The organism is Archangium gephyra (assembly GCF_042230915.1).
GTDB classification, from domain to species: domain Bacteria; phylum Myxococcota; class Myxococcia; order Myxococcales; family Myxococcaceae; genus Archangium; species Archangium gephyra_B.
Genome location: NZ_CP102578.1, coordinates 10331568 through 10352981 on the forward strand (window position 1 = coordinate 10331568; position 21414 = coordinate 10352981).

Below are 21414 nucleotides of genomic sequence, written 5' to 3' on the forward strand. Positions count from 1 at the left end.
GAACGGATGGGCATTCGCACAGGCACGGTGGGAGCAGGTCTCGCGGTCCTTTCATTGCTGGCGGGCGGTTGTGATGACCGGACCCGGACAGTCGATCCGCCGGTGAGCCAGGAGCCCGGTCCCTCGGTGGGAAACGAAGTTCCCCCGGACCCACCTCCCGTTCCTCCCGTGGAGGACGGCACGCCCCCGGGCTCCACGCCGGGGGAGGACCCGGGGACGCCGCCCGATACGGGAGGGCCACCGGATGAGGGGACTCCGCCCGATACCGGCGAGCCACCGGAGGCGGGGCCGTGGCCGGTGGACGCGGTGCTCGACTACACGCGCTCGTTCGGCGTTGGCACGCCCCAGAGCGTCGGGCTCGATGAAGGGCTGAACCTCTGGCTGCTCGACGGCAACCGCATCGGCGTGATGCGTCCGGGAGACCCGGCTCCCAGGTGGACCACGGGCGTGGGCCAGGCGCGCGAGCCGTTCGGTTCGGAGTCGCTCGCGGTCGGCTCGACGGTCATCTGCGGCGGCGAGGCCGGGCGCGCGTACGTGGGATACCGTGCTCGCGAGATGCGGCGGGCGGAGGGCATCTCGCAGCGCACGTACATCCCCGGACCGGGCGAGCCGAACTACACCCCCGAGCGCTACGCCGAGTACCAGAAGGGAGACCTCGATGCGGTCCGCCTCCAGGCGGATGGGAGCGTCGCGCTCGAGGAGCACATCTGGCGCACCACCGGCTCGTCGAACCGGGGCAAGCAGATCGGCATCCACAACACGAATGACTTCCACTACGAGGAGGATCGCAGCGTCTTCAACTGCGCCCGCGTGACGCGCGGCCCGTATCGCGGCGACCTCTACATCACGACGAACCACGGGGTGACCCGTATCCAGGGGCTCACGTACAACAGCCACCGTCACCCGGGCTGGTACCTCATCACCACCAACCCGGACGGCTCGAAGGACGAGTCGCTCCAGTGCCCGCCGATGCACGGGCTCGGCATCGCGCCGAACGGAGACGTCCTCGTGGCGAACGAGCAGATGCTCGGCGTCCTCATCCCCAGTGCGAAGCTCGAGGAGTGGGACCGCGAGCAGACCTGGGCGGGCCCCACGCCCTGGCGGTTCAAGGGCTTCAACGAAGCGCTCAACGGCCAGGCGACCGATGACTTCTGGCGCGCCTTCGAGCAGACCGCTTCGGGCCGCTACTACCTGGGCAGCGCGGAGTTCGGCGTCTGGGCGATGACCCCGAAGTCCCGCTCCGCGGGGAACTGGTCGAGGCTCGCCGGGCTGCCGACGAATCGCATCCTCTCGCTCAAGGCGACGGACGATGGCGCGCTCTACATCGGCACGGATGGCGCGGGCCTCTGGCGGCTGGAGCCGGACGGCACGACGCTGACCCAGGTGCAGCAGGTGTCCGGTCAACGCGTCCTGCAGCTCGTCTACGAGCCCACCGTGACGCCGAGCATGCTGCTCGTGCTCACCGACCGGGGCCTCACCGTCCTCCGGGGGCCGTAGCACGGCACCGTGTCGCTGGAATCATCCGCCGAGGCAGCCACCACCGTCACCGTGCGGCTGCCTCGGCACGCATCCACTGCGCTACAGGCGGAAGCATGAGCAGCCTCGGAGGTGTTGGCTACTCAAGGATTGAAACCCACGACCCCACCGTGCCAGTGAGTGGGCCCTTGAATGCCCGGGGAGGAGTCACGAAAAAACCCCCGCGGCACACCTTCAAGGGGAACGGGCACCATGACGCAGCGCGCGGAGGGTCCAGGGTGGCTCGCCGGTGGCGGGAGGATGGCGCAGGACATCCGAGCCATCGACTGGTCCAGGACGCCGCTCGGGCCCATCGACTCCTGGCCGCAGAGTCTGCGGACGACGGTGAGCCTGTGCCTCGCGTCCAACTTCCCCATCTCCATCGCCTGGGGTCCTCAGCACACCCAGCTCTACAACGACGGCTACCGCCTCATCTGTGGCGAGAAGCACCCGCACTCCATGGGCCAGGACTTCCGGGAGTGCTGGGCCTCCGCATGGCCAGCGGTCGGCCCGGCCTTCGAGCGGGCCCTGGCCGGCGAGACGTCGTTCCTCGAGAACCAGCGGATGTTCCTGGACCGCAACGGCTACCTCGAGGAGACCTTCTTCACCTTCTCCTTCAGCCCCATCCGGGATGAATCGGGGGGCGTGGGCGGCCTGTTCCACCCCGTCACGGAGACAACCGCGAAGATGTTGAGCGAGCGCCGCGTGCGGCTGCTGCGAGACGTCGCGGCGCGTGCGGGCAAGGCGCACACCGTGGACGAAGCCTGTGTGCTGGCGATCAAGACGCTCGCCGACAACGAGCTGGATCTGCCGTTCGTGCTGCTCTACCTCCTCGAGGACGGAGGGACACGGGCGCGCCTGGCGCAGAGCACGGGCCTCTCGCCCGGGGGCCCCGCCAGCCCCACCGACGTGGACCTGAGCCAGGAGACGTCCCAGGGGTGGCCCCTCGCGCAGGTGGTGGAGTCGGGCCGCGTCGTGCACGTGAAGGACGTGAGCGAGAGATTCGGTCCGGTACGGTGCGGGCCGTACGAGGAGCCCCTGAAGTCGGCCCTGGTGCTCCCGTTGACCATCTCCGGAATCGCGCGGCCCATCGGGGTGCTCCTCGCCGGGGTCAGCACCCGCCTGCCCCTGGATGACGTGTACCGCGTGCTCTACGAGATGCTGGCGGGCGCGGTCTCGGCGGCACTCACCAACGCGCATGCCTACCAGGAGGAGCGCAAGCGCGCCGAGGAGCTCGCGGAGCTGGACAGAGCCAAGACGGCCTTCTTCAGCAACGTCAGCCACGAGTTCCGCACTCCGCTCACGCTGATGCTCGGCCCGCTCGAGGATCTCCTCGTGTCACGCGGGTTGGGCGAGGCCGAACGCCAGGAGCTCGCGGTGGTGCATCGCAACGCGGGCCGGCTGCTGCGGCTGGTCAACACCCTGCTCGACTTCTCGCGGCTGGAGGCCGACCGGGTCGAGGCGAGCTTCGAGCCGACGGACCTCGCCCTCCTCACCCGGGATCTCGCGAGCAGCTTCCGCTCGTCCGTGGAGCGGGCCGGGCTCACCTTCACGGTGGAGTGCCCGCCCCTGGGCCAGCCCAGCTACGTGGACCGGGACATGTGGGAGAAGATCGTCCTCAATCTCCTCTCCAATGCGTTCAAGTTCACCCTGCGCGGAGGCATCACGCTGCGTCTCCGGGAGAGCGGAGGACACGCGGTCCTCGAGGTGACCGACACCGGCACCGGCATCCCGGCGGAGGAGCTTCCCCAGCTCTTCGCGCGCTTCCATCGGGTGAAGGGCGCCCAGGGCCGGACGCATGAGGGGACCGGCATCGGCCTCGCGCTCGTGCAGGAGCTGACGAAGATCCACCGCGGCGAGGTGCAGGTGACGAGCACGGTGGGCCAGGGCACGCGCTTCACGGTGTCCGTGCCGCTCGGGAAGGAGCATCTCCCCGCGGAGCGGATCCAGGCAACGCGTGCGCTCGCCTCCACCTGCCTCGGAGTGAATCCGTTCATCGCCGAGGCGGAGTTGTGGACGTCCGCTCCTCCCTGCGTGGAGGAAGCCGTGCCCCCGGTGGGAGAGACACGGGGGGCACGTGCACCCATCGGCCGCGTGCTGCTGGCGGACGACAACACCGACATGCGGGAGTACGTGGGCCGGGTGCTGTCCGCCACCTTCGAGGTCGAGGCGGTCCCCGATGGGCAGGCGGCGCTGGAGGCGGCGCGGGCCCGCCCTCCCGACCTGGTGCTCACGGACGTGATGATGCCCCGGTTGAACGGCTTCGGACTGCTCGAGGCGCTCCGGAAGGACGAGCGGACCCGCGCCATTCCGGTCGTGATGCTGTCCGCCCGGGCCGGGGAAGAGGCCTCCGTCGAGGGGCTGGACGCGGGGGCTGACGACTACCTGGTGAAGCCCTTCAACGCGCGGGAGCTGGTGGCCCGCGTGCGCTCCAACCTGGAGCTGGCGAGGATGCGGCGGGAGCTCGCGCACCAGGAAGCCGTCACCGGGCAGCTGCGCGAGGCGGTGCAGGTACGCGATGACTTCCTCTCGGTCGCCAGCCACGAGCTCAAGACGCCGCTCGCCGCGTTCGGCCTGAGCCTGGAGTTGTTGGAGCGCGACCTTCCTCCCGACGCGCGGCTCCGGGTCCGGGACCGGCTGCTCTCCGCGGGGCGCCAGGTGAAGCGGCTGCACTCCCTGGTGGAGACGCTGCTCGACGTCTCCCAGCTCTCCTCCGGACGGCTGATGCTGCACCTCGAGAACGTCGAGCTGTCCTCGACGGTGGTGGAGATCGTCTCCCGGTTGGAAGCGGAGCTGGAGCGCGCCGGCATCTCCATCCAGCTGGACACCCGCGAGAGCCTGCCAGGCCAGTTCGACCGGGTGCGCCTCGCGCAGGTGGTGACGAATCTCCTCCAGAACGCGGCCCGGTACGGCCAGGGCAGGCCCGTCGAGGTGCGCGTGGAGCGGACCGGCGGCGTGGGATGCATCACCGTGGTGGACCACGGCATGGGCATCGCCGCCGAGGACCGGGTGCGCATCTTCGAGAAGTTCGAGCGCGCGGTCCCGGCGCGTCAGTTCGGCGGCCTGGGGCTCGGCCTCTGGATTACCCGGCAGATCGTCGAGGCGCACGGTGGGCGCATCGCCGTGGGGGACACCCCGGGCGGGGGTGCCACCTTCACGGTCGAGCTTCCCCTGGGCGGGTGACGCGGGCCGGGTGACGGAGGCGCGGCCCTACAGGTTGCCGGTCATCTTCTCCGGGCGCACCCACTGGTCGAACTGCTCGGGGGTGAGCAGGCCCAGTTCCACCGCGGCCTCCTTGAGCGTCTTGCCCTCCTTGTGCGCCTTCTTGGCGATCTTCGCCGCGTTGTCGTAGCCGATGTGCGGGTTGAGCGCGGTGACGAGCATCAGCGAGCGCTCCAGGTTCTCCTTCAGGCGCCCCAGGTTCGGCTCGATGCCCACCGCGGCGTGGAGCCGGAAGCTGCGCATGCCGTCCGCCAGCAGCCGGCAGCTCTGCAGGAAGTTGTGGATGAGCAGCGGCTTGAAGACGTTCAGCTCGAAGTTGCCGGAGGCGCCGCCCAGGGAGATGGCCACGTCGTTGCCCATCACCTGCGCGCACAACATGGTGAGCGCCTCGGATTGGGTGGGGTTCACCTTGCCCGGCATGATGGAGCTGCCCGGCTCGTTCTCGGGAATGGTGATCTCCCCGATGCCCGAGCGAGGCCCCGACGCCAGCCAGCGCACGTCGTTGGCGATCTTGAAGAGCGAGGCCGCCAGCCCCTTGAGCGCGCCATGGGCGTGCACCAGCGCGTCATTGGCCGCGAGCGCCTCGAACTTGTTGGGCGCGGTGACGAAGGGGTGGCCCGTGAGGCGGGCGAGTTCCTGGGCCACGCGCTCGGCGAAGCCCTTGGGGGCGTTGAGGCCCGTGCCCACCGCGGTGCCGCCGAGCGCCAGCTCGAAGAGGTGCGGCAGGGACAGCTCGAGGTGCTTGCGCGCATGCTCGAGCTGCGCCACGTAGCCGCTGAACTCCTGGCCCAGCGTCAGCGGCGTGGCGTCCTGCAGGTGCGTGCGGCCAATCTTCACGATGTCGCGGAACTTCTCCGAGCGCTCCGTGAGCGCGTCGCGCAGCGCGTGCAGCTCGGGCAGGACGTTGCGCACCACGGCCTCGGCCGCGGCCACGCTCATGGCGGTGGGGAAGACGTCGTTGGAGCTCTGCCCCTTGTTGACGTCGTCGTTGGGGTGCACCTCGCGCCCCTCGCCGCGCTCGCCGCCCAGCAGCTCCGAGGCGCGGTTGGCCAGCACCTCGTTGACGTTCATGTTCGTCTGGGTGCCGCTGCCCGTCTGCCACACCAGCAGCGGGAACTCCTCGTCATGCTGGCCGTCGAGCACCTCGTTGGCGGCCTTCACGATGGCCTCGCCCTTCTCCCGGGGCAGGGTGCCGTTCTCCATGTTGACGAGCGCCGCGGCCTTCTTCACCAGCACCAGGGCGCGGATGAGGGCCGGCGGCATACGCTCGGTGGAGATGGCGAAGTTGTGCCGGCTGCGCTGCGTCTGCGCGCCCCACAGGCGATCGGCGGGGACCTCGATGGGACCGAACGTGTCCTTCTCGATGCGGACGTTCTGGTTGCTCACGTGGCTGCCTCCTCGACAGGAGCCGGTGCGATAACACGGGCCCGGCCTCCCCGCCCCCGCGGGATCCTGGAAGTGGACACTCGCTGACACCCTCTTCGTCACTGGCGGTGCATTGACGCGGGAGGGCCATGCGGGCATCTGCTGGAGGCATGTCCGAACCCACCCACGCCCGCCCGGTGGACGTCTCCGAGCGGGTGACCCTGCTGGACGTGCTGCGAGGCTTCGCGCTGTGCGGCGTCTTCGTCTCCAACACCTTCGTGTGGTTCAGCGGCCGCATCCTCCTGCCGCGCGCCCAGGCCCAGGCGCTGTCGGCCCCTCCGCTCGAAACCACCGTCAGTGCCCTCTACAACTTCTTCGTGAACCAGAAGTTCGTCAGCCTCTTCGCCTTCCTCTTCGGGCTGGGCTTCTCCATCCAGCTCTCACGCGCCGAGGCCCGGGGAGTCTCCGTCGTCCCGGTGTACTCGCGGCGGTTGCTGGTGTTGCTGGGCATCGGCCTGACGCACATGTTCGCGATCTGGGTGGGTGACGTCCTCTCCACGTACGCGGTGCTGGGCTTCGCGCTGCTGCTCTTCCACCAGCGCTCGGACCGGACGGTGCTCGCGTGGGTGGTGGTGCTGATGGTGGGGCTGCCGCTGCTGGTGCCCGCGATCCAGCACTTCGGCCCCATCCTGCTGCACGGCGCGCAGGCGGCGGCCGAGGCGGCCAAGGCAAGCGAGGCCCATGACGCCGAGGTCCGGGCACGGTTGCTGGCGGGGCTCTCCAGCACCTCCTTCTGGACGACCCAGGAGGCGAACGCGCGCTACATCCCGTACATGCTCCCGCAGGTGAAACGGCTGCTGTGGATGAGCGTCATCCTGGGCCGCTTCCTGTTGGGCCTGCTCGCGGGGCGGCACCTGCTGCTGCAGGACGTGGAGCGCCACCGCCCCACGCACCGCCGGCTGCTCGTCTGGGGGCTGGTGCTGGGCGTGCTGGGCAACGGCACGGGGCTGGTGGTGTCTCGCCTGCGCCTCGCGGGACTGGTGGACCCGGCGAAGGACTCCTGGATGTTCGCCGTGTCCGCCATCCAGGAGCTGGGCTACTTCGGCCTGGCCGCGGTGTACGTGGCCGGCTTCGCCCTGCTCTTCCAGCGCGAGCGGTGGCGCAGGGTGATGCAGGTGCTGGCCCCGGTGGGCCGCATGGCGCTCACCAACTACCTGCTGCAAAGCGTGGTGAGCCTCTGCATCTATGACGGCTGGGGACTGGGCCTCATCGGCAAGCTGCCGCCGTCGCGCTGCGTGGCGCTCTCGTTGGCCGTCTTCGCGCTCCAGGTGCCCTTCAGCCATGCGTGGTTGTCGCGCTTCCGTTTCGGCCCGGCCGAGTGGCTGTGGCGCTCACTCACCTACGGCCGGGCGCAGCCCATGCGCCTGCTGCCCAGGAGGGCCGTGGAGCCGGCGTCGAGCTGACGCCTTGCGGCGGCACGAGGCCCCACGCAGGATGGAGGAAGTGGAGACGCCTACCGGTACCATCCGCGCATTGCTGCTCGCCCAGGAGCGGGGAACCCCCATGAAGCGTGTCCCCGAGGCCCAGGCCCTCGAGGGCAGGGGCTTCGTGGGGGACCGCCATGGGAAGAAGAAGCCGAACGGCAAGCGGCAGCTCCTGCTGCTGGACGAGGCCTCCCATGTCTCGCTGCGGCTCGGCGCGGGCGAGCTGAAGGAGAACGTGGTCATCGCCGGGCTGCCGCTGGAGTCCCTGCCACCGGGCCAGCGCCTGGCGCTGGGCACCGAGGTGGTGGTGGAGTTGACCGAGCCCTGCGTCCCCTGCTCGAAGCTCGAGCGTCTCCGCCCGGGCCTGCTCAAGGAGTCCTGGGGCCAGCGAGGTCAGCTGGCCAGGGTGCTGCGCGGAGGCACGGTGCATGAGGGAGACGGCGTGCGCCTGCTCGACGTCAACCCGGACGCGCCCCGCCCCATCCGTCCCAAGCTGCCCTGAGTCAGCGCTCCCAGAGCGCGCCCAGCTCCAGGGCCAGCGCCTCGAAGGGCTCGGCATTCACCGTCACCGCGCCGGCATGTGTGCCCAACAGTGACCAACGGCCATTCTCCAGCCGGTAGACCTCCAGCGTCCTCAGCACGGGGTCCACGAGCCAGAAGTGCTTCACGCCCTCGCGCGCATACACCGCCATCTTCCGCGTCCGGTCGAGCATGGCCGTGGAGGGAGAGAGCACCTCGCAAGTCCAGTCCGGAGCCAGCAAGAGGCCTACCGTGGGCGGTATCTCCGGCATCCGCTCGCGGCGCCAGCCCGCCAGGTCGGGCACCAGCACGTCTTCTCCCAGGTGCAGCTCCGGCTCGTCCAGGATGACCCAGCCTCCGGGCCCGCCCCGCCCCCGGTCGAAGGGGCCCGCGAGCTCCCCTCCGAGCCGCGACGCCGCCCGCGTGTGCGGCAATGCGGGCCTCGGGCTCGCGTACAGCTCGCCCCCGACAATCTCACCTACGACGTTGGATGGGAGCTTCTCCAGCTCCGCGTACAGCGCATCCCGGTGCGACCGCTCGCCGCTCATACCCAAAGGATGCAGTTCCACCCCGGCGGCCGCAAGCCACACTCCCCTCTCCCCACCCGGTTCCTGGCTCATGCGCCCAGAATGAACCTGACCTCTGACATCGGGTCGTGACACGGGCAGGGGGGACCCTCACCCCCGCCCTCTCCCAGAGGGAGAGGGGGTACCTCAGACCCGGCGCTCCATCCGGGGCTCCTCCACGGGTGTGCCCGCCACGCGCCCCACCCACCCCACCACCCGCTGCACCGGCGCCCGCCCCAGCACCGACGGAGGCGTGAGCATCCACAGCAGCAGGTAGAACCCCAGCGCCGTCCCGCCCGTCACCACCAGCGCCAGCACGAAGGCCACCCGCACCAGCGCCACGTCCAGGCCCAGCAGCCTCGCCAGCGCCGTGCAAACCCCCGCAACCACTCGCCCCGGCCCTCCCCGGTGCATCGGCTCCGCCCCCGTCTGCCGCTCCCGGCAGTGCGGGCACTTCGTGGCATCCGCCCGGATGTCCATCCTGCACGCCACGCACTGCTTCGTCTCTTCCATGGCTCCGCTCCTCGTGGAGGCCCTTGCCTCACCGGCCTCACTCCTCCCTACGCGCCATGTCCCGGCCCATTGCATCGGCCTGCTCCCCCGCCATTTTTCAGGTCGGTCAATTTACAAATTTAATCCCGGCTCTGTTGACACCCTTACAAAGCTGTCGACTTTTGAGGGCGAGGACTTCACACTTCCTCGGGACGGACACAGATTGGAGCCCGTTAGGGGCTTTTACAACGCACCCCGTCAAGGAGCTTCGCATGGACGCGGCCGTCCCCTCCTCCTCCTCGCCGCAACGTACCGAAGGGCATGGGACCCCAGGACAAGGGGTTGCCCTCCGGGGGGCCTGGCATGCGGATTACGCGGCCATCCTCACCCCCGAGGCCCTGGAGTTCGTGGCCAGGCTGGCGCGCACCTTCGGGACCCGGCGCGAGTCCCTGCTGGAGCGGCGCAAGGCCGTGCAGGCCGCCTACGACAAGGGCGAGCGTCCCCACTTCCTCCCCGAGACGAAGGACATCCGGGAATCGGAATGGACGGTCGCCCCCCTGCCGAAGGATCTGCTCGACCGGCGGGTGGAGATCACCGGTCCGGTGGACCGGAAGATGATCATCAACGCGCTCAACTCGGGGGCCAACGTCTTCATGGCGGACTTCGAGGACGCCAACAGCCCCACCTGGGACAACGTGGTGCGCGGGCAGCTCAACCTGCGGGACGCTGTGCGCGGCACCATCAGCTACACCGCCGACAACGGCAAGCACTACGCGCTCCACGAGAAGACGGCCGTGCTCCTGGCCCGCCCCCGCGGCTGGCACCTGCTGGAGCGCCACCTGGAGGTGGACGGCAAGCCGGTGTCCGCCTCGCTCTTCGACTTCGGCCTCTACTTCTTCCACAACGCGCGCGCCCTGTTGGAGAAGGGCAGCGGCCCCTACTTCTACCTGCCCAAGATGGAGAGCCACCTGGAGGCCCGGCTGTGGAACGACGTGTTCCACCTGGCCCAGAGCGAGCTGGGCATCGCCCGCGGCTCCATCAAGGCCACCGTCCTCATCGAGACGCTGCCGGCCGCCTTCGAGATGGATGAAATCCTCTACGAGCTGCGCGAGCACTCGGCGGGGCTCAACTGCGGCCGCTGGGACTACATCTTCAGCTTCATCAAGAAGCTGCAGGCGGACCCCCAGTTCGTCCTGCCCGACCGCGGGCAGGTGACGATGGACAAGGCCTTCCTGCACAACTACTCGCTGCGGCTCATCCAGGTGTGCCACCGCCGCAACGTGCACGCCATGGGCGGCATGGCGGCCTTCATCCCCATCAAGGGAGACCCGGCCGCCAACGAGGCGGTGATGGCCAAGGTGCGCGCGGACAAGGAGCGCGAGGTGCGCGACGGCCACGACGGCACCTGGGTGGCCCACCCGGGACTCGTGCCGGTGGCCCGCGCCCTCTTCGACCAGCACATGCCCGGGCCCAATCAAATCACCCGGCAGCGCCCCGACGTGCGCATCTCCGAGGCGGACCTCATCGCCATGCCCGAGGGCACGCGCACCGAGGAGGGCCTGCGCCACAACATCCGCGTGGGCGTGCAGTACATGGCCGCCTGGCTCGGGGGCCTGGGCTGCGTGCCGCTCTACAACCTCATGGAGGACGCGGCCACCGCCGAAATCTCACGCGCCCAGGTGTGGCAGTGGATCCACCACCGCGTGCCGCTGTCCGATGGCAAACCCGTCACCGTGGAGCGCTTCCGCCAGGTGCTCGCCGAGGAGATGAAGAAGGTCGAAGCCGAGGGCGCCAACGAGCGCTACGGCGCCGACCGCATGAAAGAGGCGCGCGAGCTCTTCGAGAAGCTCTCCACCGCACCGCGGTTCGAGGACTTCCTCACCCTGCCCGCCTACGAAGCACTCGTGTCGCACGACCCTTTCTCTTCCAAGCCTTGATTCATATCTCTCGTTCGAGGAGCCAGAACATGTACGACGCCGTGACGACCACGAATGACGCCTCGCCCCACGCCAAGCTCCACGCTCAGCGCTTCGAGGGCATCACCCGTAACTACTCGCAGGCGGACGTGGAGAAGCTGCGCGGCTCCATCCGCATCAGCTACACACTGGCGGAGATGGGCTCCAAGCGGCTGTGGGAGCTGCTGAACACCAAGGACTATGTGCACGCGCTCGGCGCCCTCACCGGCAACCAGGCCGTGCAGATGGTGCGCGCGGGCCTCGAGGCCATTTACCTCTCCGGCTGGCAGGTCGCCGCCGACGCCAACACCGCCGGGCAGATGTACCCGGACCAGAGCCTCTACCCGGTGGACAGCGTCCCCAACGTGGTGCGCCGCATCAACTCCGCCCTGCGCCGCGCGGATCAGATTGACTTCGCCGAGGGCAAGCGCGACCGCTACTGGTTCGCCCCCATCATGGCGGACGCGGAGGCCGGCTTCGGCGGACCGCTCAACGCCTACGAGCTGATGAAGTCGATGATTGAAGCGGGCGCCGCGGGCGTGCACTTCGAGGACCAGCTCGCCAGCGAGAAGAAGTGCGGCCACATGGGCGGCAAGGTGCTGGTGCCCACCAACAACTTCATCCGCACGCTGACGGCCGCGCGCCTGGCCGCCGATGTCATGGGCGTGCCCACCCTGCTCGTGGCCCGCACGGACGCCGACAGCGCCAAGCTGCTCATGAGCGACGCGGACGAGTACGACCACGCCTTCATCGACCGCAAGGCGGGCCGCTCCGCCGAGGGCTTCTACCGCCTCAAGGGCGGCCTGGAGTGCGCCATCGCCCGCGGCCTGGCCTACGCGCCCTACGCGGACCTCATCTGGTGCGAGACCAGCACCCCGGACCTCGACCAGGCCAAGAAGTTCGCCGAGGGCATCCGCAAGAAGTTCCCCAACAAGCTCCTGGCCTACAACTGCTCGCCCTCCTTCAACTGGAAGAAGAACCTGGACGACAAGACCATCGCGAAGTTCCAGCGCGAGCTGGGCGCCATGGGCTACAAGTTCCAGTTCGTCACCCTCGCCGGCTTCCACGCCCTCAACTACTCGATGTACGAGCTGGCCCGGACCTACAAGGACCGCGGCATGGCGGCGTACTCGGAGATGCAGCAGAAGGAGTTCGCCTCCGAGAAGGATGGCTACACCGCCACCCGCCACCAGCGCGAAGTCGGCACCGGCTACTTCGACAAGGTCGCCGAGGTCATCTCCGGCGGCTGCTCCAGCACCCTCGCCCTCAACGACTCCACCGAGACCCACCAGTTCTGAGTGGCCCCGGCCGGGCTCCTCCCAATCCGCACCGCGCGGGTCTGGGAGGAGGGGCCAGGAGCGTTACGGCACCGGCAGGTGGTAGCGCTCCACGGAGTTCTGGGCTCCCGTGCTGAAGCCGCCCAGCACGAGCACCTGGCCATCCGCGAGTTGCACGACGGCCGGCTGGTAGCGGCTCACGCTCATGGACGTCGTGGGCACCCAGGTGCCGCCGCACGGCTCGTACAGCTCGGCCGAGGAGCTGATGCCCGTCAGGTCGTCATAGCCTCCCAGGACGAGGACGAAGCCGGAGGGCAACAAGGCCGCCCCATGCATGCGGCGGGGCGAGGCCATGGCCCCCGTGGCGGAGAAGGTGCCCGTGGCCACGTCATACACCTCGGCCGAGCTGGCCGCCGGGCCTTGTGCGCCACCGGCCAGCAGCACGCGCCCGTCCTTCAGCAGCAGGGCGGTGTGCTGGCGGCGGGCCGCCGTCATCGTCCCCGCGATGCTCCAGGTGCCCGTGGCCACGTCATACACCTCGGCCGAGGCCAGTGGCACACCACTGGGGGAGAGTCCTCCCGTCACCAGGACGCGCCCATCGGGCAACAGGGTGGCGGTGTGCTGGACTCGTGCCACGGCCAGGCTCCCGGTGGCCCGGAAGGTGCCCAGGGCCGGATCATAGAGCTCGGCCAGCGCGCTCCCTCCGCCCACCACCAGCACCCGTCCGTCCGCCAACGGCGTCGCGGTGTGCTCGCTCCGGGCCGCCTGCATGGAACCGGTGGCGCTCCAGGTCCGCGTGGCCGGGTCATACACCTCGGCCGAGGCGTCCCGCTCTCCGCTCGCGCCCCCCGTCACCAGCACCCGCCCGTCCGTCAGGAGCGTCGCGGTGTGGGAGCGGCGGGTGGTGCTCGGGCTACCCGTCTGGCTCCACCCATTCGTGGCCGGGTCATACACCTCCGCCGAGGCGATGAAGCCGCCGGTGACGAGCACCCGCCCATCCGCCAGCCGGGTGGCGGTATGCAGCAGGCGGTGCGGGAGGAGGTGGCCCGCGTCCGTCCAGGTGGCCTGGAGGCCGTCCACCGCGCGTGGCTTCACCTGCACCTGCCGGGTGGCGCTGGCGCGGTGGCCGAGGGGGTCCTCCACCTCGTAGGACAGGGAGTAGGTGCCTGGCACCCAGGAGTCCACGCTTCCGGAGACGTCCACCTGCGAGGTGAGGCTGCCATGGCAGGCGTCCCTGGCCACGTAGCCCGGCTCGACGAAGGGCTGCCCGCAGGCCAGCGCGTGCACGGAGGAGCCCTGGAGGGTGAGGGTGGGCGCCTGCGTGTCCACCGCCGTCACGCGGGTGGTGCAGGACACCTGGTGGCCCGCGGTGTCCGCCGCCGTGTACGTCACCTCGGTGGTGCTGCCCACCGGGAAGGAGCGGGGCCCCTCGATGAGGGGAGGCTGGCAGGAGTCCTGGGCCACCAGGGGAGGCTCGGGGAGCGTGGCGAGCCCGCGCCCGTTGCACTCCGCGGTGATGGAGGCGGGGCACTCGAGGGTGGGCGGCTCGTCATCCACCACGGTGACGGGGAAGAAGCAGCGGGCCTGGTTGCCGGAGGTGTCGATGGCCGTGCACTGGGCCTGCGTGGTGCCGGGCGGGAAGGTGGCTCCGGAGCCCGGGTAGCACGTCGTCGTGACGGCGCCGCAGTTGTCCTGGGCGGACGTCTCGTAGCTCACCGGCGCTCCCCCCTCCCTGCACACCAGCTCGGGCACCTCCCCGGGGCAGGTGATGACCGGGGCCACCTCGTCCTTCACGGTGACGTTGGCCTCGCACCAGGAGGACAGGCCCCGCGAGTCGGTGCAGGTCAGACGCACGCGCTGGGTGCCCACGCTGTAGGGGCAGTCCGGGGTCTGCACACACGACAGCGTGTCCCCCTTGTCCGGATCATGCGAGCCATCATCCACCGAGCCGCACCCCTCGCAGGACTCCCCGGTGCGCACGGTGATGTCGGTACAGCGGGTCTCCGGGGGACGGTTGACGCAGGTGGAGGCACCGCAGCTCGGCCCATCCGCCGGGTCATCCCAGACGATTTGAATCGAGCTGCCCGCGGGCTTCTCCATCCCCTCGGTGAAGGCGAAGACCTGGATGTCGTTGTTGCAGGCCACGAGCGGGACGGTGAAGGAGAAGGACGGCTCCCTTCCACAGTCCGTGCAGAGGGTGACCTCGGGTCCGCCGTTGAGCTGGTACCAGACGCGGTCCACGACGGCCGCGCCGCTCTTCACCACGCCGGAGACGGGGAGCGTGGACGCGCTGGCGCAGCCCGGAGGCGCGGTGAGGGCCACCGCCAGCGGCGGGACGATCTTCACGTCCTGGCCACACCCCAGCGTGAGCTGGACGGGCTGGAAGTTGGCGACGCTGATGGAGCCGCTGTCACCGACCAGGGTGGCGCTGGGCGTGAGGGAGAAAGCGCCCTGCGGCAGGGTGAAGGCGACGGTTCCTCCTGGCTGCGCCATGGCGCGCCCATCCGTCACCCAGTCCCCGCCCAGGATGGCCGGGGTGCCGTAGAACCAGCCTCCCGAGTTGTAGGACGCGGGACGTCCCCTCCAGTCCTCGCCCTCGAAGCCGCCCGAGATGTCCACCCGGGGGTTGAAGAGGCGCCCGAGGCTGGCCGCGTAATACAGCGACACCTCGTTGTAGCAATACTCGTGGTCCACCCGGTGGCGCTGCTCGGGGGCCATGAGCAGGCCGTTGCCATGGCGATGGGTGTTGCCCTGCTGGCCATAGCGGTAGCGCTCCGGATCATACTGGCCCGGCCGCGTCTGGAAGTGCAGGGTGCGCTCGGACCAGAAGGACAGCGCCAGCCCCTCCTGGGACCACCAGCGCGGCTCGTCGAAGGGGCTCACCAGCACCTGCTCGTAGGTGGAGCTCAGCTCGCCGGTGGTGGGGTCGAAATGGCCCGGGAAGCTGGTGTACGAGCGCCCGCTCCCGCTGCTCGCGGCGCCCACGTAGGTGTTGTACCCCCCGGGGTTGTCCGGCCAGCCATCTCCATTGCTGTCGAAGTCCGCGTTGAAGTGCAGCGTCTGCAAGGTGTTGAAGCGCTCCGGCTGCTCCGCCACGGAGGGGTTGGCCAGGCGCACCGAGCCATAGAAATAGGAAGGCCGCATCACGTAGGCGTGACGAAGCTCCCCGTCCACCTCCTTCGTCAGCGGCGTGACCGCATCCGGGACCACGGGGTAGGAGTAGACGTAGGGCACGTTCAACAACGTGAGCTCGCGCCCCCCGCGCAGCCAGGCCGCGCTCGAAAAGTTCCAGAGGCCCTCACTGGCCCGTGGCAGCTTCCACCACGTCCCCGGGTCCGCCTCGGGCAGGTCCTGGGGTACCCAGTCCCTCCGGCCGAGAGGCCAGATGGAGTGGGAGCCGTTGATCTCGCCCCCGAAGGCCGGCTCGCCGGAGATCTGCCAGGGCCCCGTGAAGTCCCCATCCTTCGCCGCCACCCCGGGCTCCACGGGAACGCAGAGGCGCGCCACCTGATCACAGCCCACGCTCCACTCCAGCTCCCTGCGGACCACGATGTTGACGGGGCCGCCGCGCGAATCCGTCCCCCGCACGTAGTAGAGGATTTGACCCTTCCAGCTGGAGCCATCCCGCACGTACCCCGTGTACCGCTGGGGCCCGGTCTCGAACACGGAGATGGGCAGGGAGGCCCCCAGGAAGATGGGCGAGCGCTCCTCGCACGTCTCGTCCGTGCCGAACTCGAACTGGACCACGCCGGTGCACGCCTCCAGGGACACCACCGTGGGCTCCGGCTGGAGGGAGCGCGGCTTCACCGTCGCGTACTGGGTGGGGAAGCCAATCGTCCCCCGGGAGGCGTTGACGGAGTAGGAGACTCCCGCCTCGCCCCCCGCGCCGGCCTCCACCAGCATCTCGAAGGAGAAGCCCAGCGGGCTCGTGTCCTCGGCGGTGTACGCCGTGGACGAGTAGCCCCCCGGAGCGTAGCTCTGGGCACTGGCGCTGTAGCTGTTGTGCCAGGGGTCGCTCTTCAGCAGTGCCAGGATTTCAGGGTTCTTGTTGGTGATGCGCGCCGTCCCGCGCAGGACGTTGGCCGACAGCTCGACGGCACCGGGAGAGGCCGCGGCCGTGGGGGCGGCCATGGGGAAGAGGCTCGGGGCCGGGAACTCCGCCTCCCGGAGCGGTGCGGACTCCCAGGGCGGAGCGGCCGGCCCTCCAGCCCCCGCCGAGGTGGACAGCTCGGGCAACGGCGCTCCCTCGGGGAGACGGGCCACGACCTCCTGCTCCGAGGTGATGGCCGCTCGCCATTCCTTCGGCCGCGTCTCTTCCTCTGAAGTCCGCGCCGACGGGCCGCACGCCAATGCCAGACATCCCAACAACGTGAACCGGCGCAAGGCCGATGATTCCATGCGCATCCAGGTGGCTCCAACCAACGGGTGAGGCCGCCACGCCAAGGCAAGAAGCAAGCCATCTGGAACAACCTCTCGTGAACAGCCTCTGCAACCTGTTCGGGACTGCCTCCCGCTGGAGCCACCCGGCCCGGCCCGCTGTACCCCATCGGATACAGCGGAGCGCCAGCATCTGTATGCTCGCCGGTCCTACCCGCATGCACGCCCTCCACCTCCATGGCGAATGACGGAACCCGCACGACAGAGGACCGGGCCCCCTCCCAGGGCGGGCCCTGTCCACTCGGACCGGGAGACGTGCTGGCACGGCGCTACGCCATCGAGCATCTCATCGGGGAGGGGACGTTCGGGTGGGTGCTCTCGGCGATCGAGCTCTCCGCGGCGCCGCCGCGCCGTGTGGCGCTCAAGATGCTCCGGCACCACCGGGCTGCGCGCGAAGACGCCGTGCGCAGGTTCGAGCGGCGTGAGCTCGAGCTGCTGCGAAGGGTCCATGCCACGCAGAGCACCCCCCATGTCGTGCGGGCGCTCGAGCCCGGCCTCCTGTGGCACGAGGGCCTGCCCTTCATGGTGCTCGAGCTCATCGAGGGCCCCAGCCTGCGCGAGGTGATGGAGGGAGGCGTGCTCGAGCCCGAGCAGGTACGGCGGCTGGGCGCTGGGATCGCCCGGGGCCTGGCCGCCATCCACGCCGCCGGTGGCATCCACTGCGATCTCAAGCCCACCAACATCTGCCTGCGCGGTGGGAAGGAGCCGGTCATCGTCGACTCCGGCATCAGCCGGGCGCTCTGGGAAACGCAGGAGCACACCGAGCCGGGCCCGTGGCCGCTGACGCCCCGCTACGCGGCTCCCGAGCAGCTCGCCGGGAGGAAGACGGGCCCCGCCAGTGACATCTACTCGCTCGGAGTCATCCTGCACGAGCTGTTCACCGGAGAGGTGCCCTCCGGAGGCCAGCCCGCCACGGAGCGGCGGCGCATTCCGCCCGCGCTCCTCGGGCTGGTGGAGCGCTGTCTCGCGCACGACCCGGAACGGAGACCGGAGGCGCTCGACGTCGCCCGGCAATTGTCCTCCCTCGAGGAGGTGCCCCGGCGTTTCCCGGTGCGGCGTGGCCTGATGCTGCTCGCCCCGCTGCTCATCACACTGGGCGCGGTCGTCCTCATGCGAGGCGGCACGCCCCGTCCCAGGACGCTTCCCGCGCCAGGAGCGGGCGCCATGCCGGAAGACCCGGGCCCCTGGAGCCGGCGCTTCGGCGATGCCGGGGAGCAGAAGTACCTGCGGCTCGCGCTCGACCCCTGGGGCAACCCCTTCATCGCCGGATTCTTCCGGGGAAGTCTCGCGCTCGACACCGGTCCCGTGACGAGCGCGGGCCTCGACGACATCCTCGTGGCCAGGCTCGGCCCTGACGGGCGGATGCTCTGGAGCCACCGCCTCGGTGACGAGGGGATACAGGCCGCCACCGCGCTCGCCGCCGACGCCACGGGCACCCTCTTCGTGACCGGCTACTTCAGCGATGCGCTCGAGCTCGGTGGGCGGGAGTTCTTCAACTCCGCGGGCCCGGACGTCTTCCTGTCGCGGTGGAACGCGGAGGGGCGCGTGCTGTGGAGCCGGCGCTTCGGCGACGAGCAGGCGCAGTACGCCACCACCGTGGCCGTGGACCCCGAGGGCGGCGCCATCCTGGGGGGCTACTTCTACGGGACGATGGACCTCGGAGGGGAAGCGCTCGTCAGCGCCGGCCTCTCGGACGGCTTCCTCGCCCGCTTCACCGCCGACGGCCAGCTCCTGTGGGGCCAACGCTTCGGAGATTCCGGGCACCAGACGCTCCAGCATCTCACGGTGGGACCGGCCGGCCACATCGCCGTCACCGGCACCTTCGAGGGCCAGCTCGACTTCGGTGGAGGCCTCCTGAGCGGCACCGGCTCACGGGACTACTTCCTGGCCCTGTTCGACGCGAACGGGCGCTTCCTCTGGGGCCAGCACCAACCCCTGCGAGGGACCAGGGGCTCCAGCTACCCCGCCTTCGACTCGGAAGGCCACGTCATCCTCTTGAGCAGCCACGAGGGGCTCGCGGGAGTGAGGGGCATCTCCGCGAGCAAGTTCACCCCCGAGGGGCGCCTGCTGTGGAGCCACCGCCTCGGTGACACGGAGCGGATGCATCCGGCGGGTGCCGCCGCCCTGCCTGGAGGACGGCTCCTCGTCACGGGCCTGGTGGGAGGAAGCGCCGTCTTCGGCGATGGCCCCTTGCCTGGAATGGGAGGTGACGATGTCATCCTGCTCGAGCTCGGCGCGGACGGGAGCCTCCTCGGAGCCCGGCGCTTCGGAGATGCCGCGGCTCAATACGCCTATAGCGTGGCGGTGGACGCGAGCGGCCACGTGTTCCTCGCCGGCGCCTTCGAGGGGACCCTCGATCTGGGTGCCACCCCCCTGAAGAGCGCGGGCGGACCTGACCTCTTCGTGGCCCGGCTCGAGCCCTCCGCCGCCACGGCCGGAGCCCCGCCGCCGGAGGGCGGGTGTCTGGCCCCCCTCCCGGGACTGGTGGCCTGGTATCCGCTGGATGGGCCGGACCCGGGCGCCGTCCTGGGCAGGGCACGGCCCGGCCAGCTCGTTGGCGCCGTGAGCCCGGTGACGGGACGCGTCCGCGGCGCGCTGGCGCTGGAGGGGGGCTTCTTCCAGGCGCCCGACACGCAGGCGCTGGACCTCGGCGAGGGAGACCTCTCACTCGCCGCGTGGATCCGCACCACCGACGCCGAGGAGGTGAAGGTGCTCCTCGACAAGCGCCACGAGGGGCCGTCACAGAAGGACCCCGTGGTGGGCTACGCCCTGTTCCTGTACCGGGGGAGGCTGAGCTTCCAGCTCGCGGATGGAAAGGGCTCCGGCAGATGCAACATGCACCCGGGTGCCGCCTCGTGCTCCAACTACCAGTCCGGGCACTTCGTCGCCGATGGCGCGTGGCACCTCGTCACCCTCACGGTGGAGCGCGGCGCCCAGGACGGCGGCACGTTCTACGTCGATGGAGTGCCCGTGGCCCGGTTCAACCCCTTGCTCCACCCCCGGTCGCTCGACAACGGCAAGCCCCTGCGGCTCGGCAGCCGCTCCTCCAGCGAGACGGGCCTGCTCCACGGTCTCCTGGACGAGGTCACCGTGTGGAACCGCGCCCTCACTCCGGCCGAGGTCTCCCGCCTGTACCAGGCGGGAGGCGCGGGCATGTGCCACGGCGGCCCGCAAGGGCGCTAATCCTCGGAGTCTCCCCGCAACCCGTAGCGTGTCATCGCCTGCTGCATGAACTTGCGGCCCACGCCCGCCAGGGCGGCGGCACGCGAGATGTTCCACCCCGTCTCGTGCAGGGCCCGCTCGATGTACTCCCGCTCATAGGCCTCCATCACGCGCTTCCGCCCCGAGAGCAGTGGCTCCTCCAGGCTCACCCCCAGCGCGCCGGGAGCGGGCGCCCAGGAGTGGGACGCGGCGCCCGGCTCCGGGTTGCCAAGCAGGAGCGCGCGTTCCACCGCGTTGCGCAGCTCGCGGATGTTGCCCGGCCAGGACTGCGAGAGAAAAGCCTCCACCGCCTCGTCCGGCAGCGGCGTCCCCCGCGCCTGGGAGCGGACGCGCAGCTCCTTCTCGAAGTGCCGGACGAGCAGCGCGATGTCCTCCATCCGCTCCCTCAGGGGCGGCAACCGGAGGGTGATGACGGAGAGGCGGTAGTAGAGATCCTCGCGGAACCGGCCGCGGTCCACCTCCCGGGCCAGGGAGCGGCTCGTCGCCGCGACGACCCGCACGTCAACCCGCCGGGTGCCGCGGCTGCCCAGGGGACGGACCTCGCGGGACTCCAACGCGCGCAACAACTTCGGCTGGAGCTCCAGGGGCAGCTCGCCGAGCTCATCGAGGAAGAGCGTCCCTCCATGGGCCTGCTCGAAGACACCCGGACGCTCCACCGTGGCGCCAGTGAAGGCCCCCTTCTCATGGCCGAAGAGGGCGCTCTCGATGAGCGTGGGGGCCACGGCGGAGCAGTCGAAGACGACGAACGGCCCGTCAGCACGGGGGCTCGCCTCATGCAGGCCCTCGGCGGCCACTTCCTTGCCCGTGCCCGTCTCCCCCTCGATGAGCACGGTGGAGTCCGAGGGAGCAATCCGCTCGAGGAGGGAGAACACCCGCCGCATGGCGATGCTCCGGCCCAGCATCCGCCCGAAGCTCTCGCGTGTGGACAAGGGCAACTCGACCATGCCGGAGAGCATGCACAGCCGCAGGGTGGTCCCTCCGATGACGATGAGCGAATCCGGCCTGGCGAAGGCGTCACGCACCTCGATGCCGTCGAGACGCGTACCGTTGCGGCTGCCCAGGTCGACAACCCGGATGGCATCACGTTCGATGCGCAGGAGCAGATGATGGCGGCTGACCGTCGTGTCCGTCAGGACGAAGTCGCAATCCCGGCCACTCCCGAGCCGTGCCTCCAGGCCGGCCAGCTCGGCACGCCGCCCCGCGTCCGGTCCCTTGACCACTTCGACACGAATCTTGTGAACCCGGAGCTTGAGAGCACCGGGTTCCTGCTCCATCGGGTCGGTCTGGTCGTTCCGCATGTCCCGCCATGTCGGTGATGGACTCCCAGGATAGACCAGGACGGAAAACAACCAGAACAACG

The 21414-nt window shown here is 70.0% G+C and carries 12 protein-coding genes; 7 read left to right on the forward strand and 5 right to left on the reverse strand.

Translation table 11 applies throughout. The features are described 5' to 3' along the window. Positions 1-126: 126 nt before the first annotated feature. Both NR798_RS40675 and NR798_RS40680 read left to right on the forward strand, forming a co-directional pair. Positions 127-1497, forward strand: coding sequence for a hypothetical protein (locus tag NR798_RS40675; RefSeq protein WP_375767970.1), 1371 nt, complete (start codon positions 127-129; stop codon positions 1495-1497). A 231-nt stretch (positions 1498-1728) separates the two neighbouring features. Continuing rightward, positions 1729-4698 (forward strand): ATP-binding protein, encoded by a 2970-nt coding sequence (locus tag NR798_RS40680; protein WP_375767971.1) that lies wholly within the window; start codon positions 1729-1731, stop codon positions 4696-4698. 27 nt (positions 4699-4725) lie between these two features. Here the strand turns inward: NR798_RS40680 and fumC are convergent, their stop codons facing one another. Beyond that, entirely contained in the window at positions 4726-6123 is a 1398-nt protein-coding gene (fumC, locus tag NR798_RS40685; protein WP_375767972.1) for a class II fumarate hydratase, read from the reverse strand. Between the two features lie 149 nt (positions 6124-6272). On the opposite strand from fumC, the gene NR798_RS40690 reads away from it, so the two are divergent. Both NR798_RS40690 and NR798_RS40695 read left to right on the forward strand, forming a co-directional pair. Beyond that, positions 6273-7565, forward strand: coding sequence for a DUF418 domain-containing protein (locus NR798_RS40690; protein WP_375767973.1), 1293 nt, complete (start codon positions 6273-6275; stop codon positions 7563-7565). 100 nt (positions 7566-7665) lie between these two features. Then, entirely contained in the window at positions 7666-8088 is a 423-nt protein-coding gene (locus NR798_RS40695) for an MOSC domain-containing protein (protein WP_375767974.1), read from the forward strand. Between the two features lies 1 nt (position 8089). On the opposite strand, the gene NR798_RS40700 is transcribed toward NR798_RS40695, so the two are convergent. Beyond that, the gene (locus tag NR798_RS40700) at positions 8090-8653 is read right to left on the reverse strand and encodes a Uma2 family endonuclease (RefSeq protein WP_375767975.1); all 564 of its coding nucleotides are present in this window, start codon (positions 8651-8653) and stop codon (positions 8090-8092) included. A gap of 165 nt (positions 8654-8818) precedes the next feature. Continuing rightward, positions 8819-9184: a PspC domain-containing protein gene (locus tag NR798_RS40705; RefSeq protein ID WP_375767976.1), complete on the reverse strand. Its 366-nt coding sequence runs from the start codon at positions 9182-9184 to the stop codon at positions 8819-8821. A gap of 251 nt (positions 9185-9435) precedes the next feature. Here NR798_RS40705 and aceB point away from each other — a divergent pair, with 251 nt between their 5' ends. Then, positions 9436-11100: a malate synthase A gene (gene aceB / locus NR798_RS40710; protein WP_375767977.1), complete on the forward strand. Its 1665-nt coding sequence runs from the start codon at positions 9436-9438 to the stop codon at positions 11098-11100. 29 nt (positions 11101-11129) lie between these two features. Next, positions 11130-12416: an isocitrate lyase gene (aceA, locus tag NR798_RS40715; protein ID WP_375767978.1), complete on the forward strand. Its 1287-nt coding sequence runs from the start codon at positions 11130-11132 to the stop codon at positions 12414-12416. Between the two features lie 63 nt (positions 12417-12479). On the opposite strand, the gene NR798_RS40720 is transcribed toward aceA, so the two are convergent. Next, complete coding sequence (locus NR798_RS40720; protein WP_375767979.1) at positions 12480-16658, reverse strand: kelch repeat-containing protein; 4179 nt, start codon at positions 16656-16658, stop codon at positions 12480-12482. A 429-nt stretch (positions 16659-17087) separates the two neighbouring features. Between NR798_RS40720 and NR798_RS40725 the strand changes: the two genes are divergently transcribed. Next, the gene (locus NR798_RS40725; protein WP_375767980.1) at positions 17088-20015 is read left to right on the forward strand and encodes a protein kinase; all 2928 of its coding nucleotides are present in this window, start codon (positions 17088-17090) and stop codon (positions 20013-20015) included. Here NR798_RS40725 and NR798_RS40730 read toward each other — a convergent pair. Continuing rightward, complete coding sequence (locus NR798_RS40730; protein WP_375767981.1) at positions 20012-21352, reverse strand: sigma 54-interacting transcriptional regulator; 1341 nt, start codon at positions 21350-21352, stop codon at positions 20012-20014. The two genes, NR798_RS40725 and NR798_RS40730, sit on opposite strands and share 4 nt — an antisense overlap. Positions 21353-21414: the final 62 nt, after the last annotated feature.

Bases quoted from the DNA above. Each gene is read 5' to 3' on its own strand.
- NR798_RS40695 (WP_375767974.1), top strand. From the start codon at position 7,666: ATGAAGCGTGTCCCCGAGGCCCAGGCCCTCGAGGGCAGGGGCTTCGTG.
- NR798_RS40705 (WP_375767976.1), bottom strand. From the start codon at position 9,184: ATGGAAGAGACGAAGCAGTGCGTGGCGTGCAGGATGGACATCCGGGCG.
- aceB (WP_375767977.1), top strand. From the start codon at position 9,436: ATGGACGCGGCCGTCCCCTCCTCCTCCTCGCCGCAACGTACCGAAGGG.
- aceA (WP_375767978.1), top strand. From the start codon at position 11,130: ATGTACGACGCCGTGACGACCACGAATGACGCCTCGCCCCACGCCAAG.
- NR798_RS40730 (WP_375767981.1), bottom strand. From the start codon at position 21,352: ATGCGGAACGACCAGACCGACCCGATGGAGCAGGAACCCGGTGCTCTC.
- NR798_RS40690 (WP_375767973.1), top strand. From the start codon at position 6,273: ATGTCCGAACCCACCCACGCCCGCCCGGTGGACGTCTCCGAGCGGGTG.
- NR798_RS40700 (WP_375767975.1), bottom strand. From the start codon at position 8,653: ATGAGCGGCGAGCGGTCGCACCGGGATGCGCTGTACGCGGAGCTGGAG.
- NR798_RS40680 (WP_375767971.1), top strand. From the start codon at position 1,729: ATGACGCAGCGCGCGGAGGGTCCAGGGTGGCTCGCCGGTGGCGGGAGG.